The sequence below is a fragment of the Polaromonas sp. P3_B4 genome (genome assembly GCF_056402835.1).
The window spans coordinates 438940-452559 of the sequence record NZ_JBFUGQ010000002.1 but is presented as its reverse complement, the minus strand read 5'-3'; the positions used below and the strand labels follow the sequence as shown (position 1 = coordinate 452559).

General features: G+C 58.5%; 11 protein-coding genes and 1 pseudogene. 2 read left to right on the top strand and 10 right to left on the bottom strand.

Translation table 11 applies throughout. The features are described from left to right. Positions 1 to 40: 40 nt before the first annotated feature. Positions 41 to 1222, top strand: a complete 1182-nt coding sequence (gene metK, locus AC1DVV_RS18865; protein ID WP_457279749.1) for a methionine adenosyltransferase — start codon at positions 41 to 43, stop codon at positions 1220 to 1222. 233 nt (positions 1223 to 1455) lie between these two features. Here the strand turns inward: metK and AC1DVV_RS18860 are convergent, their stop codons facing one another. The 10 genes and pseudogenes from AC1DVV_RS18860 to AC1DVV_RS18815 all read right to left on the bottom strand — a co-directional run bounded on the left by AC1DVV_RS18860 (position 1456) and on the right by AC1DVV_RS18815 (position 12596). After that, positions 1456 to 1659 (bottom strand): hypothetical protein, encoded by a 204-nt coding sequence (locus AC1DVV_RS18860; protein ID WP_457279750.1) that lies wholly within the window; start codon positions 1657 to 1659, stop codon positions 1456 to 1458. A gap of 25 nt (positions 1660 to 1684) precedes the next feature. Continuing rightward, positions 1685 to 1966: a hypothetical protein gene (locus tag AC1DVV_RS18855; protein ID WP_457279751.1), complete on the bottom strand. Its 282-nt coding sequence runs from the start codon at positions 1964 to 1966 to the stop codon at positions 1685 to 1687. Between the two features lie 108 nt (positions 1967 to 2074). Continuing rightward, complete coding sequence (locus tag AC1DVV_RS18850) at positions 2075 to 3568, bottom strand: hybrid sensor histidine kinase/response regulator (RefSeq protein WP_477707236.1); 1494 nt, start codon at positions 3566 to 3568, stop codon at positions 2075 to 2077. Further along, positions 3569 to 5071, bottom strand: a complete 1503-nt coding sequence (locus tag AC1DVV_RS18845; protein ID WP_457279753.1) for an ATPase domain-containing protein — start codon at positions 5069 to 5071, stop codon at positions 3569 to 3571. It abuts the gene before it with no gap. A gap of 61 nt (positions 5072 to 5132) precedes the next feature. After that, entirely contained in the window at positions 5133 to 5636 is a 504-nt protein-coding gene (locus tag AC1DVV_RS18840) for a hemagglutinin repeat-containing protein (RefSeq protein WP_477690046.1), read from the bottom strand. 366 nt (positions 5637 to 6002) lie between these two features. Continuing rightward, entirely contained in the window at positions 6003 to 6269 is a 267-nt protein-coding gene (locus AC1DVV_RS18835) for a hypothetical protein (RefSeq protein WP_477702832.1), read from the bottom strand. Continuing rightward, on the bottom strand, positions 6269 to 9190 hold the full coding sequence (locus AC1DVV_RS18830) for a hemagglutinin repeat-containing protein (RefSeq protein ID WP_477702833.1): 2922 nt from the start codon (positions 9188 to 9190) through the stop codon (positions 6269 to 6271). The genes AC1DVV_RS18835 and AC1DVV_RS18830 overlap by 1 nt, the downstream gene beginning before the upstream one ends. A 186-nt stretch (positions 9191 to 9376) precedes the next feature. After that, positions 9377 to 9529, bottom strand: a pseudogene (locus AC1DVV_RS18825) (hemagglutinin repeat-containing protein); the annotation flags it as partial. A gap of 125 nt (positions 9530 to 9654) precedes the next feature. Then, positions 9655 to 10056 (bottom strand): hypothetical protein, encoded by a 402-nt coding sequence (locus AC1DVV_RS18820; RefSeq protein ID WP_457279757.1) that lies wholly within the window; start codon positions 10054 to 10056, stop codon positions 9655 to 9657. Next, a complete protein-coding gene (locus tag AC1DVV_RS18815) occupies positions 10053 to 12596 on the bottom strand; it encodes a hemagglutinin repeat-containing protein (RefSeq protein ID WP_477707235.1) in 2544 nt (847 codons plus the stop codon). Before AC1DVV_RS18815 ends, AC1DVV_RS18820 begins: the two co-directional genes overlap by 4 nt. Positions 12597 to 12702: 106 nt before the next feature. On the opposite strand from AC1DVV_RS18815, the gene AC1DVV_RS18810 reads away from it, so the two are divergent. Then, complete coding sequence (locus tag AC1DVV_RS18810; protein ID WP_457282616.1) at positions 12703 to 13257, top strand: RNA 2'-phosphotransferase; 555 nt, start codon at positions 12703 to 12705, stop codon at positions 13255 to 13257. Positions 13258 to 13620 lie beyond the last annotated feature (363 nt).

Genomic DNA, 13620 nt, shown 5'->3' with positions numbered 1-13620 from the left:
CAGCCGGCAACGCGCCGACAAACTTCATGGAGTGTACGCAATGGCGAACGATTTTCTCTTTACATCCGAATCCGTCTCTGAAGGCCATCCCGACAAGGTCGCCGACCAGATTTCCGACGCAATCCTCGACGCGATCTTCAAGCAGGACCCGCGCAGCCGCGTTGCCGCCGAAACCCTGACCAACACCGGCCTCGTCGTGCTGGCCGGCGAGATCACCACCAACGCGCATGTCGACTACATCCAGGTCGCCCGCGACACCATCAAGCGCATCGGCTACGACAACACCGAATACGGCATCGATTACAAGGGCTGCGCAGTCATGGTCTGCTACGACAAGCAGTCCAATGACATCGCCCAGGGCGTAGACCATGCCAGTGACGACCACCTGAACATCGGCGCCGGCGATCAGGGCCTTATGTTCGGCTATGCCTGCGACGAAACCCCGGACCTGATGCCTGCGCCGATTTACTACGCACACCGCCTGGTCGAGCGCCAGGCCCAGCTGCGCAAGGACGGACGCCTGCCTTTCCTGCGCCCCGACGCCAAGAGCCAGGTGACCATGCGCTATGTGGACGGCAAACCGCACAGCATCGACACTGTGGTGCTGTCAACCCAGCACAGCCCTGACCAGAGCGAAACCGCGCACAAAATGAAGGCCTCGTTCACCGAAGCCATCATTGAAGAGATCATCAAGCCGGTACTGCCCAAAGAGTGGCTCAAGGACACCAAGTACCTGATCAATCCGACCGGCCGCTTCGTTATCGGCGGCCCGCAGGGCGACTGCGGCCTGACCGGCCGCAAGATCATCGTCGACACCTACGGCGGCGCCTGCCCGCACGGCGGCGGCGCGTTCAGCGGCAAAGACCCTAGCAAGGTAGACCGCTCAGCCGCCTACGCAGCCCGTTATGTAGCCAAAAATATTGTGGCCGCGGGCCTGGCACGCCAGTGCCAGATCCAGGTGGCTTACGCCATCGGCGTAGCCCGCCCCATGAACGTCACGGTCTACACCGAAGGCACCGGCGTGATTTCCGACGAAAAACTCTCGGCTCTCGTCAATGAACACTTTGACCTGCGCCCCAAGGGCATCATCCAGATGCTGGACCTGCTGCGCCCCATCTACGAAAAGACGGCAGCCTACGGCCACTTCGGCCGCGACGAGCCAGAATTTACGTGGGAGCGTACCGATAAAGCTGCGGCCCTTCGGGCGGCAGCCGGCCTGTAAGGCCGCCGCGCGTAGCGCGGTATCGGTATGCGGGCGAAGTTCATATTCGCATCGCGAATGTGAACGCAGACCAAAAGACGGACAAAGCAGCTACGCTTCGCGCGGCTGCAGGCCTGTAAGGCCCCGAACGAAGCGAGCTTGTGCGGCTTTCAGCGCAGGCTTGCTTCGCGCTGCAAAGTTAAGGACCCAAGAGGTCCCTCCCCCTCGCTAATCCAGAAGATCAACCCCGCGGTTCAACCCCGCGTGTAGGGGCTTTTCCCGACATGCGGGGTATTGCCCAACTCTTCGGACGGCGCGTTGTCGGCTTTGGGCTGCGCGATGGTCTTGTTGGTGCCCTCTCTGCCGTATTCGTCGGCAGATATGGCGTCAGGCCGTGCGGCTGACCCGTTCTTGCGGTCACGATCACTCTTTGGATCGGTACGTTTTTTCAGGCCCATCTTGTGTCCTTCGTGTCGCTGAACGTCAGGTAACAAAGCTGCCGGGATCCGTGGCGGGAAATACGGATGCCGACATTGAGGGCATTCCGCCCCGGGAATCACGGGCAGCGTGCGACACACCAAAACCGTTGCCGGTAACGATGAACGGCCAGGCACTGCGGGATTTCCCCGTTTCCATGGCGACTTCGCGCACAGGCCGGGTTGCCCGGATTTCTGGTTCATGCAGGGGAAAGCTGTCTAGAAACATGGCGGCGCCAATGAAGGCTTTGAGTGGCTGGGTTTTGACTGTAGGTTCACGCTTGGCCACGATGCGTCAGCGGGATAGGAAATGCGTGTAGGACAAGCTCGAATCAGGCGCCACTTCCCTGGTTTGAGCTTTAATTCCCGGCATTCCGGCCGCTGCTTTTTACCCACATCAGGCAACGAGGCAGGACATCAGGCTTTCGTAATCCACCGGTTTGACCAGGTGATGGTTAAACCCGGCCAAACTGGCAAGGGCTTTGTCTGTTGTCTGTCCCCAACCAGTAAGTGCAATAAGGACCATGGTTTCAGCGGCAGGCTGCTGGCGGATCAAGCGTGCTGCGTCGTACCCGTTCATGCCGGGCATTCCGATGTCCATGACGATAACGTCCGGCCTGTGGGCCTTGGCTGCGGCAACGGCGGCCACACCGTCATACGCCGTTGTCACCGCAAACCCGTCCATGCCAAGCAAAGCGCCCAAGGTATTGGCCGCATCCACGTTGTCGTCCACCACCAGGATTTTTTTGGCACTTCCGGACCGGGCGGAGCCCGCCATTTGCACAGGCGATGCAGGCTGCCCGCCCTCCAGAACCACCGGCAGCGCCAGGACGAACTCACTGCCATGACCCAGGCCTTCACTGTTGGCGTGCAGAGTGCCGCCGTGCATCTCGGCAAACTGCCTGGCCAGGCTCAGACCGATCCCCAGGCCGGTCGGCGCTTCGCCAGGCACGGGCGTCTGGGCAAACAGGTCAAAGATCTTTGCCAGAGAAGACGCCTCAAGCCCGATCCCGTTGTCGGCGACCCGGAAAGTCACCACAGGCCCCTCGACTTCCGCGCGCAGCACGATATGCCCGCCTGGATGCGTGAACTTGGCGGCGTTGACCAGAAGGTTGGCGACGCTTTGCACCAGGCGTGCGTGATCGGCATCCAGCAGATACGGTGCGTCCGGCTCCTGCACGTCCAGCCGGTGCTGCTTGCTTTCCATGGCGGTAGCGGAAATCTCCACCGCATGGTTGATCACTGATTGCAGTGTGATCTGCCCCCTTTTCAGGGTGACCTTGCCGCTGGTGATGCGGGCCACGTCCAACAGGTCATCCACCAATCGCGTCAGGTGAGCAACCTGGCGGTCCACGACATTGCGCAGCTGCGTGATCTGGCCCGAATCCGGGTAAAGATGCTTGAGGATGCCCATGGACGTGCGGATCGGCGCCAGCGGATTGCGCAGTTCATGCGCGAGCGTAGCCAGGAACTCGTCCTTGCGCTTGTCGGCATCGCGCACCTGGTATTGCCTTTCGCGTGCCCGCACGGCCGAGCGGGTGGCGGTAATCAGGGCAATGGTGCGCACGGGTCGTTCCACCAGCGTCACATTACCCAGATGCTCGACCGCCCGCTGCACATCCAGCGAATCGGCGCCGCTACGCGTCAAAAGCAGGATGGGGATGTCCGACCAGGTGGGCTGTGAGGCCACGTATTCGGCCAGTGGCCGCATGGCCACACCGCTGACAACTTCTTCCACCAGCAACAAGGCACCGGCGCCCAGCGGCAATTGCGTCATCAACTCGTCGGTATTCGCGCACACAATGCTGTGGATGCCCACTGACCGGAGCACTTTGGCAGTCAGCGCCGCGTCCCGCCCTGTAGGCGCACAAATGACGATTCGCCGCTCCACCTATCTCGCTCCGCGGGCGCCACCCACTTCAGGATCGTTACCGACATAAACCGGCACCCCCGTCAGGATGCCGCGGAAGCCGCGCAGAGGCGCACCTACGTGGATACCCTTGCGGGACATGGAGAATTCGCGGATGGTGCGCTCGTGGAGGCTGCCTCGCTTTTTGAACACCGATACGGCCTGCTTGACCTCGCCGTCATGCTCGAAATAGCGCAGCATGAGCACGTTGTCGGCCAGATAGCTGGCGTCCACCGCGGTGGACATCTGGCCGCCCAGCATGCCCTGCTGCACGCCGACCAGGATGGTCACCACACCACGCTGGCCCAGGTACGTCAGCAGTTCGTGCAAATGCGTGGTCAGGAAGCGTTCATCCGGCATGGCGTTGAGGTAGCCGTTGATGCTGTCGATGACGACAACTTTGCAGCCGCGGTCGGCAGCCTGGCACACCACCGACGCGAACTCCCCGGGGGACAGTTCGGCCGGGTCGATCTGCTGAATGCTCAGCACACCCGCTTCATAGGGCTCGCGGATTTCCATCCCCAAGCCATCCGCGCGATTGAGTAAATTGTTGGCTGCTTCTTCAAACAGGAACATGGCGCTGGTCTGCCCGCGCTGCGCCGCGGCAGTGACAAACTGGGCCGCCAGCGACGACTTGCCGGTACCGGGAGGCCCGGCGATGAGGGTGCTCGTGCCCTCTTCCAGGCCGCCGCCAAGGAGGGTGTCGAGCTCGGTGAGGCCGCTTTTGAGCTGCTCGCGTCTGCCCATCACGCGCGACTCGGCCGCCACCAGGCGCGGGTACACGCACAGGCCGCCGTACTGGATGTCGTAGTCATGCATTCCGCCGCGAAAGGCGATGCCGCGGTACTTCACCACGCGCACGCGGCGCCGTTCGGCCCCGTAGTCCTTCACGGACTGGTCCAGCGTGATCACGCCATGGGCAATGGAGCGCACCTGAAGGTCAATGCCGGCGGCGGTGCGATCGTCGAGCAGCATCACGGTGCAGGAACGGCTGGCAAAAAACTGCTTCAGTGCCAGCACCTGGCGGCGATAGCGCAGCGGCGTATCGGCCAGCAATTGCAATTCGGAGAGGGAATCAATCACCACCCGGGTCGGTTTTCGTTCCTCGATCACAGACAGGATCATTTGGGTGGTGGTGCCCATCTCGACCTCGGAGGGGTGGAACATGGTGTATTCGGCCTCCGGCGTCAGCAGGTTTTCGGAAGGAAGGACCTCATGAATGTGGATGCCCTCCATGTCCCAGCCATGGGATTCGGCAACACCACCCAGTTCTGCGGCCGTTTCGGCCAGCGTGATGTAGACAACCGACTCACCGCGCCGGGCGCCTTCGACCAGAAACTGCAGCCCGGTGGTGGTCTTGCCGGTGCCAGGTTCACCTTCGATCAGGTAAATGCGGTCTTTGATGAGGCCGCCGCCCAGAATATTGTCCAGGCCGGCTATACCGGTGGAAAGAAAATGGAGCTCGGTTGGGTTCTTTGAAGTCATGGTTGCAGGAAAAGCGGTTTGTGAGCCGACTTGGCAATGAAAGAACAATCCGCAACACTCGTTAAAGAACACAGCGGCTTGTAACACCTGGATAAATGGTAGTCAGCCAGCTTAAAAATGCCCGGTTTACCGCATCTGCGTTATGCGTAGGACAAGACGCCGTCCCACAATAGGCCACAGTGGCAATACGCCCTTTCCGGTCGACGCCAAAAGATGGACCCTGGGCATTGGCAGTGTTGCCCGCCACGCTGACCTGGAAGCCGCCGCTTCCGGCCTTGATGCCGCTTTGTTCGGCAACGCTCTGGAAGTTGGAGTTGATATTGCTGCTGGAAGCGCTGATGCTGCCGCTGATCTTGCCGACGCCCACACTCAGTGAGCCGCCCAGGCTTTGCTGGCTGCTGGTGTAGGTGCTGCTGTCCTGCAATGAGGCGATGTTGAGGTTGCCGCCAATGTCGGCCTTGACCTGCTCGGCCCGGATCACGGCACCCTGCAGGGTGGCGTCTCCGCCCGTGGTCAGGCTGACTTTTTCACCAGCCTTGACTTGGGTGTTGGTGTAGCTGGTGATGCCATTGAATTTATAGCAGCTGGCGCACGCCCCATCTAGGCTAGAGGCCTATTTGATTGTTGAGTTGCGCCGCTAGTTGACCCAGTCTTTCCATCAAATCTTGATCCATGCGCTTTGAGGAACAAAGGGTCATCAAAAGGTGAACTCCTTTCCGAGTTCCACCTCTTTTTGAACGGCGAAGCCAGACCCAAGCGGGTCAAGGCCGACTGAAAATTACCTGTCTAAGTGGTTTAAGTTGTGATGGAAATCAACACCCCTCAGCGGAGGAACAGGTTTTGGCTCTACTGGCTTCGACGGAAGAAACAAAATCGGTCACTTTTGGCGGAGCGGACAATGCTGTTTAACTGGTCGACCCAAAGGAAACAGTCAAGTTTCCCAACCGCGTAGCAACAGACTAAAGCGGGAAAAAGCTAACTCAACTGAGTTAAATTTCGGAATATCTGTCTCGTACATCCAATAGCGCATCCCTGGTATCTCTTCAGGTTCAGAAATGTCTTCGGCCTTGGCTCTTCTAATAGCGCTTACCAGAGGCTCGTACTCAGAAAACGCAGCCACATCGGCTGATTGATCTAACACTGCGCTCAATTCCTGTTCCAGCACGATAGCTCGACGTTTTAGTTCTTCCTTGTTCATCAGTTATTTCCAGAAATTGTTCCGATTTTTACGGGGTTAGTCCAGGTCGTACGATTAAGCACGAGTACTTGCTGTGCACCACCTGTTGCCGCGTAGCTACCTTGCTGAACTGGCGCAACTTCACTCACAAACACCTTCGGCATAGTATCAAGCCTGGGTGTCATGGCGTATACATCGAAGCCAAGTTGCGTACCACGAACGCTCTGCTCTGCGGGTAGACCAAGGCGTTGCGCGATCTGAGCTGCAGATAACCGAGATAAATTGTCAAATTCTTGTCGAGTTACGAAGAAAGGAGAGTAAGGAGAAACCACATCGCCACCGGTAGTAGTTTTAGGAACGACCTTAATAAGCTCAAATCCTTGGCCAACAGTGGCAGGTATTGGCAGTGCCGCTCCTGTTTGAATCAACTCTCCCGCACGCCTCAATGCGATATCTTCCGCCATACCCGCTGCCATGTACTCACGTACTAAGGCCTGCGCTTGCGGCGTCTGCATCACCAGCGGTGTAACGCTCACACCCTGCGCACCAAATTTTGCAATCGGCTCATATGAGGCCCTCGCAGCCGCATAGGCTGCTGCCTGTGCATTGACGGTCCGATTCAGCAGTACGCCTTCCACCGCAGCCGGCGAAAGGCCCAGTGCTGCATAAGTCAGCGCAGCAGCTTGCGGGCTCAGGCCCATGCCTTGCAGAACTTGCTCTCCCATCGTAAGCGTGGGTTGGCCTGTTGCAGCGGTATTGCTACCTGTTACGACCTGATCCCACCCAAAGGTCGCACCCGCACCGCCCAGGAAGCAGCCGAACCCGGTCGTACAAGCACCTGTGCCCGCGACTATCATCCCGGCCCCGCCCAGCGCCTGCAGCAGTCCCATGGTACGAATGCCGCCGTTGCTGCTGGTAAACGCATCCACCGCGCTGTCCGAGGCGTTGTAGTCGTTGAACAGCTTCAGCGGTGACGTCTGATTACTTGGGTTGGTGCCGACTCTATAGGTTTGTTGGGCCAAGGTGCTGCGCTCTGCAGCATATTCGTCGGTGGCGCCAGCCGCTTGCATATCCGACAGCAAGCGGTAATTGGCATCGGTGGGCGGCACGCCATCTGCGCACCGGCGAATCGCACAGGCGGCTATCGTCAGGCGTGCCACAGCCGCATTGCTGCCATTGGCCAGCTGCTGGATGCGGCTGATCTGGTTGGGGTTGAGCTGCCTGTTGTTGGTGTCTTCGTTAAACGCAGCAGCTGCCCCTGTCAAACCACCGGCCGCTGCGCCAATACTGGCGGCAATGCCCGCGCCCACAAGGTTTTTAAGGACCGGGGGCAGGTCCTCTGTGAGCTTGTTAATCTCGTCTGCTGCAAGTGCCGCGGCGCCGGCGCCTGCAGCGCCGCCTACGCCGCCACCCAATCCGCCGATCAGGATATGGCCGGCAACCCGGCAGGCGCCCCCTTCAGCCCAACAGGCGGCGGATTTGGCATCCGGTGCGCCAGCTTGTTGCTGATTCGCGTAGTCGCCCCAAGCCGTGCTGGCAGACCGCCCAAACGCCGCAGTAATAGCGATCTGCGCATCAATATTCGCCCTGACCTTGTCCCTATCAAAGATCGGCTTGAGGCTGGTTTCAGCGTCACCGGTTCGGGCGCCCGTGTTGCCTGCAATGCCGCTGATCCCTGCCGTGGTGGTGCTGCTGGCGTCGCCGCTGGTCTGCCCATAACCGGCGCCTCCGCCCGGGCGGGTTACGGTGTGGCTGGCCCGTTCGATTTGTGCATCGGTCATGCCGCGGTCACGCATGTCAGCTATCGCCCCTGGGCTGCTTTGGTCGCCGAGGGTTCCGCTCAGCCCCGCTCCCAGTTGGTAGCCGCTGCCTTCATAACTGGCAACGTTCTGGATGTCGGTGAGCGTCAACACACCGCCGGCCTGGAAACTGTTCTTGCCGTCGTCCACAGCCTTTTGGGTGCTGGTGATCTGCCCGCCAGCCAGGGTCGTGTTACCGCCCACGGCAACGTTAAAGCCGCCATCGCCCGCGCGAATCGCGCTTTGCTCGCCAACGCTTTGGTAGTTGCTGTCGATGTTGCTTTTGCCTCCGCTTACGCTACCGCTGCTGGAGCCATAGCAGAAGGGCGGTATGCACAGGCTCACCCCAGCACCGGCGCTGCTTTGCGTTTCTTTGTAGACGGACTGGTCTTGCAGGCTCTGGATGATGAGGTCGCCGCCGGTTTGCACGGTGACCTGTTTGGCAGCTGCGACCGCGCCTATGAGGTTGGTGTCGCCGCCCGAGGCGATCACCAGCGTGTTGCCGGCCTGCACCTGGGTGTTGGTGTAGCGGATCTCGTCGCCGTTGCCTTCGCCCTTGCCGCTGGAGACGCTGGCGTTCAGGCTGAAGCCGCTTTTGGCGCCCACGCTGAAGCCGATGCCCAGGCTGGCGCCCGAGTTGCTGTTGCTGTTGCGCTCGCTGGCGGTGTTGATGGCGGCGAGCAGGTTGACCTGGTTGTCTGCCATGAGGCTGGCGCTACCGCCGGCGTTGATGCGGCTGCCTTGCACCGTGAGGTTGCTGTCCAAGCCTGCACCAGTGGCCGCGATGGTGATGTCGCCGCCAGCGGCAACATTGGAGCCCACGGCCGTGTTGCTGGTGTTCTCTGTGTTGCTCTGGCTCTTGCTGGAGCCGATGCTCAGGTTTACGCCGATGCTGGCTGCTGCGGCCGGGTCCTTCACCAGGGCTGCGACCTGGTTGTAGGTGTTGTACGCCGTGAGTGCCGTGCTGGCTGCGGCCAGTGCCTGTATGCGCGAGTCCTTGACCTTGCTGGCGTTGCTGATGGCCTGGGCGCTTTGCTGCACGCTTTCGATGGCCGACAGCACGGGGTTGCTGAAGGTGACGCCAAAGCCGCTTTGGGAGGTTTTATCTTCCGTGGTGCTGCGGCTGGTTTCGCGGGCTTCCACGATGTCCACCTTGGCGGCGCTGATGGTGATATTGCCTTGCGGTGAGATCACGTCGCTGCCGACCTGGCGGTAGTTGTTGTTGGCGACGGCGACCACGTTGCCTTGCAGTGCGCCCACGGTGCTGGCCGCTGCGGTTGTGTTGCGGCCCTGCCTGTCGTTGGACTGCTCGCTGGCGTTGTAAGACAGGCCTTCCTGGAAGAAACCCGACTCCTTCTTCTCAAAGAAAGACGTGCTTCTGCTGGTGTTGGTGGCCGCTTCGATGGCGATGTTGCGGCCGGCGGCCAGGGTGGTGCCGGTGTCGCCAATCACGCTGGAGCCCTGGACCTTGATGTCTTGGCCGGAGGCGAGGGTGAATTCCTATCCGAGTCCCGCATTTTCTTGACCCTCAAAGTTGATACAAGCTGATCAAGGGCGGCTGGAAAATTACCTGTCTAAATGGTTTAAGTCGCTATGGGAATCAATCATCAAACGCGTAGCTTGGCTTGCAACGCGGCCTCAAGCTCAGCAAGGGTGAACTCTTTTCCGGCCTCAAGGTAACCAGCATTGTCATCAACAGAATCGCCAAATTCTTTGCACAGCGAATAAGTCACCAGAGCAGCAAATAAATCATCTCCTCGGGTACTCACCGATCCCATGTATTTCTTGGCGTCGGGAATTCTTTCATCAATAGGCTGCTCAGAAATTGAAACCCAGCACCATTCATTTTCAGCCGCGCCCTTTACATAAGGATCTCGGTGAATTGGCCCAACCAGTTCCATCGTCAAGGTTGGCGTCTTTTGTTTGAAACGGGAGAAGCCATTTTTTATGGCGCTCGTTAATTCGTCCTGTGTTGGATTGGCATCCATCTGGACAAAAGAACTTTTCATGGCGTGCCCTTAGTCGTCAGCGTAGAACGAGTCAATGTTATCCATCCATTTATGGTTTTAATATTGATGTTGCCCACGGTACCTTCGTTCAGGATGTTGGAGACAGGTGACCCCGGTTTGACCCAGCTTGTGACGTCTTGAACTGATATGCCAGTCTTGGTGGCATCTACGTACATATCGCCAATTTGCTTTGCGTTAACCATTTGCTTAGTTCCATCAACGATATTTCGCTGCACTGCTGTCATGCCATTTCCTGTTACTTCCTTTAGGCTAACAGGGACACCATTTAACCAGCCATCAATTCCCGGGGTATTGTGGCTCAGCTGTCCCACAAATCTTCCGCCCTTGTATGCAACGATATCGGCTGCCTGAGAAATTTCTTCCGCACTCATTGCATTTGGAATCACTTCACCCGGTTTTGGGGCCGGCAGTGCTAGTGGTTTTGTTGTTGCGACAACTTCACCAACAATGCTCCCCCCCGGACTTGCGCTTATTCCTTCGGCCTTGGCTAGTGCCTTTGGAATATATTTTCCTCCCAGATACGCGAGCCCGAACTTGGCGGCATCAATTCCAAGGAGCATGAGCGGATCACGCTCGCCAGGATATGTTTCCAGGTTGAAAGAGTCCAGAACACGCTGACCTTCGTTTGAGCGGTAGGCACCAAAGGCTGCCGCATTCCCTTGCTGCATCTGGAGGTTGGACGCCCCAGCGATGCCAATCCCGATGGGGACGGCTACACAGCCAAGTCCCAAAGTTTCAATGCATGATGCTGCACCACCCGCTGCAATCACACCGCCGCCAACTGTGCCGATGGCGCCAGCGCCGAGGTTAACCGCGCCTCCCACGCGTGTAACCACTTCGCCATTTCGTGTCAGCCCATCTCTTATTCCGTCAAGATTGGTGTAAATAAACTCCCCTGTTTTTTGGAGAATCGCTTTTTCCGCCGCGTATGTTTCACCCACTCGCTGCATGTCGTTGAGCTTGATCCAGTTTGGGTCACTATCAGGAATGCCGTCGGCACACCGGGTAAGTGCGCACGCTGCGGCGTCCAGTCGGCGTTTCTCCTCTGTGGTTTTTCCTCTTTTTGCTGCATCTAGCTTTTGGGTCTCGGTATAGTGCAACTGCCGATTGTTGGCATCCACAGTCCAGGCAGTGGCCGCCCCTTGAGTTCCGCCCACAGCAGCGCCAATGCCTGCGGCCGTCAGCCCGGCAACGACTTGAGCAATGCTCTTGGAGACGCCGTCACCCAAGCCTGCCGTTTGCAGGCCTAACTGCAGGTTGTCCTGGAACGCGTTCATCAGGTTGGCTGAACTGGCGCTGGTAGCCGCGCCCAAGGCGCCGTCCATGCCGCCGCCCAACGCGCCTACTGCCGTGTGAAGGGCGATCCGGTAGATGCCGCCTTCTCCCCACTTCTCGGCTTCCTGAATCAGGGCCGTCTTTTCTGACGGCGTCATGGTTTCCTTGATCTGATCTCGCAGGCTCTTGGCCTGGCTGTCGGCAAAGCTGGCAGCCGCTTTGGGCGCTTCGCGTGTAAACGCCTGCGTAATTTGCACCTGCGCATTGATCTCGGCCTGTACCCGGGCTGCGTCAAAGATGGGTTTAAGGCCGGTCTCGGCATCCGTGCTCCTGACGGCGGTATTGCCGGCAATACCGCTGATACCTGCGCTGCTGGTACTGCTGGCATCGCCCTTGTCTGAGCCGATGCCTATGCCCAGGCCGTTGATGCCGGCAGTCTTGGCAGTGGCGCCGCCGCCAAAGCTGATGCCGATTGACTCGCCCTTGTAGCTGGCGGTGTTCTGGATGTCGCTGATGCTTAGGGTGCCGCCGGTCTTGAAGCTGTTCTTCTGGGCATTGACGGCCTGGGTGTCGCTGGCAATGACGCTGCCCAGCAAGGCAGTGTTACCCGCCACGCTGACCTGGAAGCCTCCGCTGCCGGCCTTGATGCCGCTTTGTTCGGCAACGCTCTGGAAGTTGGAGTTGATGTTGCTGCTGGAAGCGCTGAGGCTGCCGCTGATCTTGCCGACGCCCACGCTCAGTGAGCCGCCCAGGCTTTGCTGGCTGCTGGTGTAGGTGCTGCTGTCCTGCAATGAGGCGATGTTGAGGTTGCCGCCGATGTCGGCCTTGACCTGCTCGGCCCGGATCACGGCGCCCTGCAGGGTGGCGTCGCCGCCTGTGGTCAGGCTGACTTTTTCACCGGCCTTGATCTGGCTGTTGGTGTAGCTGGTGTCGTCGCCGTTGGTGCGGCCCTTGCCTTTGCTGGCGCTGACATTGACGAGGAAGCCGTCGGTGCCAAAGCTCACGCCGACGCTGCCCGAGCTGCTGCTGTTGGTGCTGCGTTCGCTGGCCAGGTTTTGCGCGGCCAGAAGCCGGGCTTCGTTTTCGGCGATGAGTTGCACGGCCTTGCCGGCTTCGACGGTGCTGCCCTGTATGGTCAGGTTGCTGGCTTGCCCGCCGCCGGTGGCGGCAATGGTGATGTTGTTGCCGGCCGTGATGTTGTCCTCACCGACAGTCCTGCCTTTGCCAGGGTCGGCAATCTTCAAGCACCAGAGAAGAAATTGCGTTTACTTCCACCTGCCGCATCACTGATAAATCGACTACCTTCGAGCTAAGATTAAAACTAGTTCAATAAACAGCAAGAGTAGTTACATGTCTTCCGCAGCTATCAGTAAATTTCTAAGTTATGTCCTACGGCATAAGCCTGAAGACATTGGATTAGTGCTAGACAGTGAAGGCTGGGCGGAAATAGAGAAGCTACTGGTCTGCTCCAACCAGGCCGGCCAACCTCTCGACTCAATGACTCTGCGAAATATAGTTCGCGAAAGTGACAAGAAGCGATTCACTATTTCTGATGACGGTCTGAAAATTCGCGCGGCACAAGGCCACTCAACCAAAACAGTAACAATTACCCATACAGAAAAAGCGCCGCCGTCGACGTTGTTCCATGGAACTGCGACACGTTTCTTGGAATCGATTCTCAAAGCAGGCTTAGTCCCCGGAGACCGTCATTTTGTACATCTGTCACACGACAACAAAACTGCTGCGTCAGTGGGTATGCGGCACGGTGATATTGTCATATTGAGAATCGCAGCGAGTGAGATGCATGCGCAGGGGCATATATTTTATCAAGCAGACAATGATGTTTGGTTAATTCGGCACGTTCCCGCAGAGTTTCTTTGCCCCATTCCACCACCAACTATCTAATGAAAAAATCTCCTGCAAATATCTCCAGTCGGGAATTTTCGCTTTGAAACCGAATCGAGTAGTGTTTAACTGTTCGCCGTCCTTGAAAGTGCTCTGCCCAGGCTACTGCGGCCTCTGATTCAACGTATTCAACCAACGACCCTATGGGCACGTCACTCGCGCCGTGATGTTCAATGTTTAGGAGATTTACCCCAGGCGATGAGGCTCTGTAAAACGCACAAACACTCTTGAACAAAAGCTCCTTCTGAGCAACGCCGCTTGGGCTGTCATATGAAATCGTAACGGCCAAGTCTCCATCCTTGGCAGACAGCGCAATGTCACTTTCTCCATGCCCCGGCAACCACTCATAAGGGTTGTGGACTT

Coding starts and splice junctions, on each gene's coding strand:
- metK (WP_457279749.1), top strand. CDS start 41: ATGGCGAACGATTTTCTCTTTACATCCGAATCCGTCTCTGAAGGCCAT.
- AC1DVV_RS18860 (WP_457279750.1), bottom strand. CDS start 1,659: ATGGGCCTGAAAAAACGTACCGATCCAAAGAGTGATCGTGACCGCAAG.
- AC1DVV_RS18845 (WP_457279753.1), bottom strand. CDS start 5,071: ATGACTTCAAAGAACCCAACCGAGCTCCATTTTCTTTCCACCGGTATA.
- AC1DVV_RS18835 (WP_477702832.1), bottom strand. CDS start 6,269: ATGAACAAGGAAGAACTAAAACGTCGAGCTATCGTGCTGGAACAGGAA.
- AC1DVV_RS18820 (WP_457279757.1), bottom strand. CDS start 10,056: ATGAAAAGTTCTTTTGTCCAGATGGATGCCAATCCAACACAGGACGAA.
- AC1DVV_RS18810 (WP_457282616.1), top strand. CDS start 12,703: ATGTCTTCCGCAGCTATCAGTAAATTTCTAAGTTATGTCCTACGGCAT.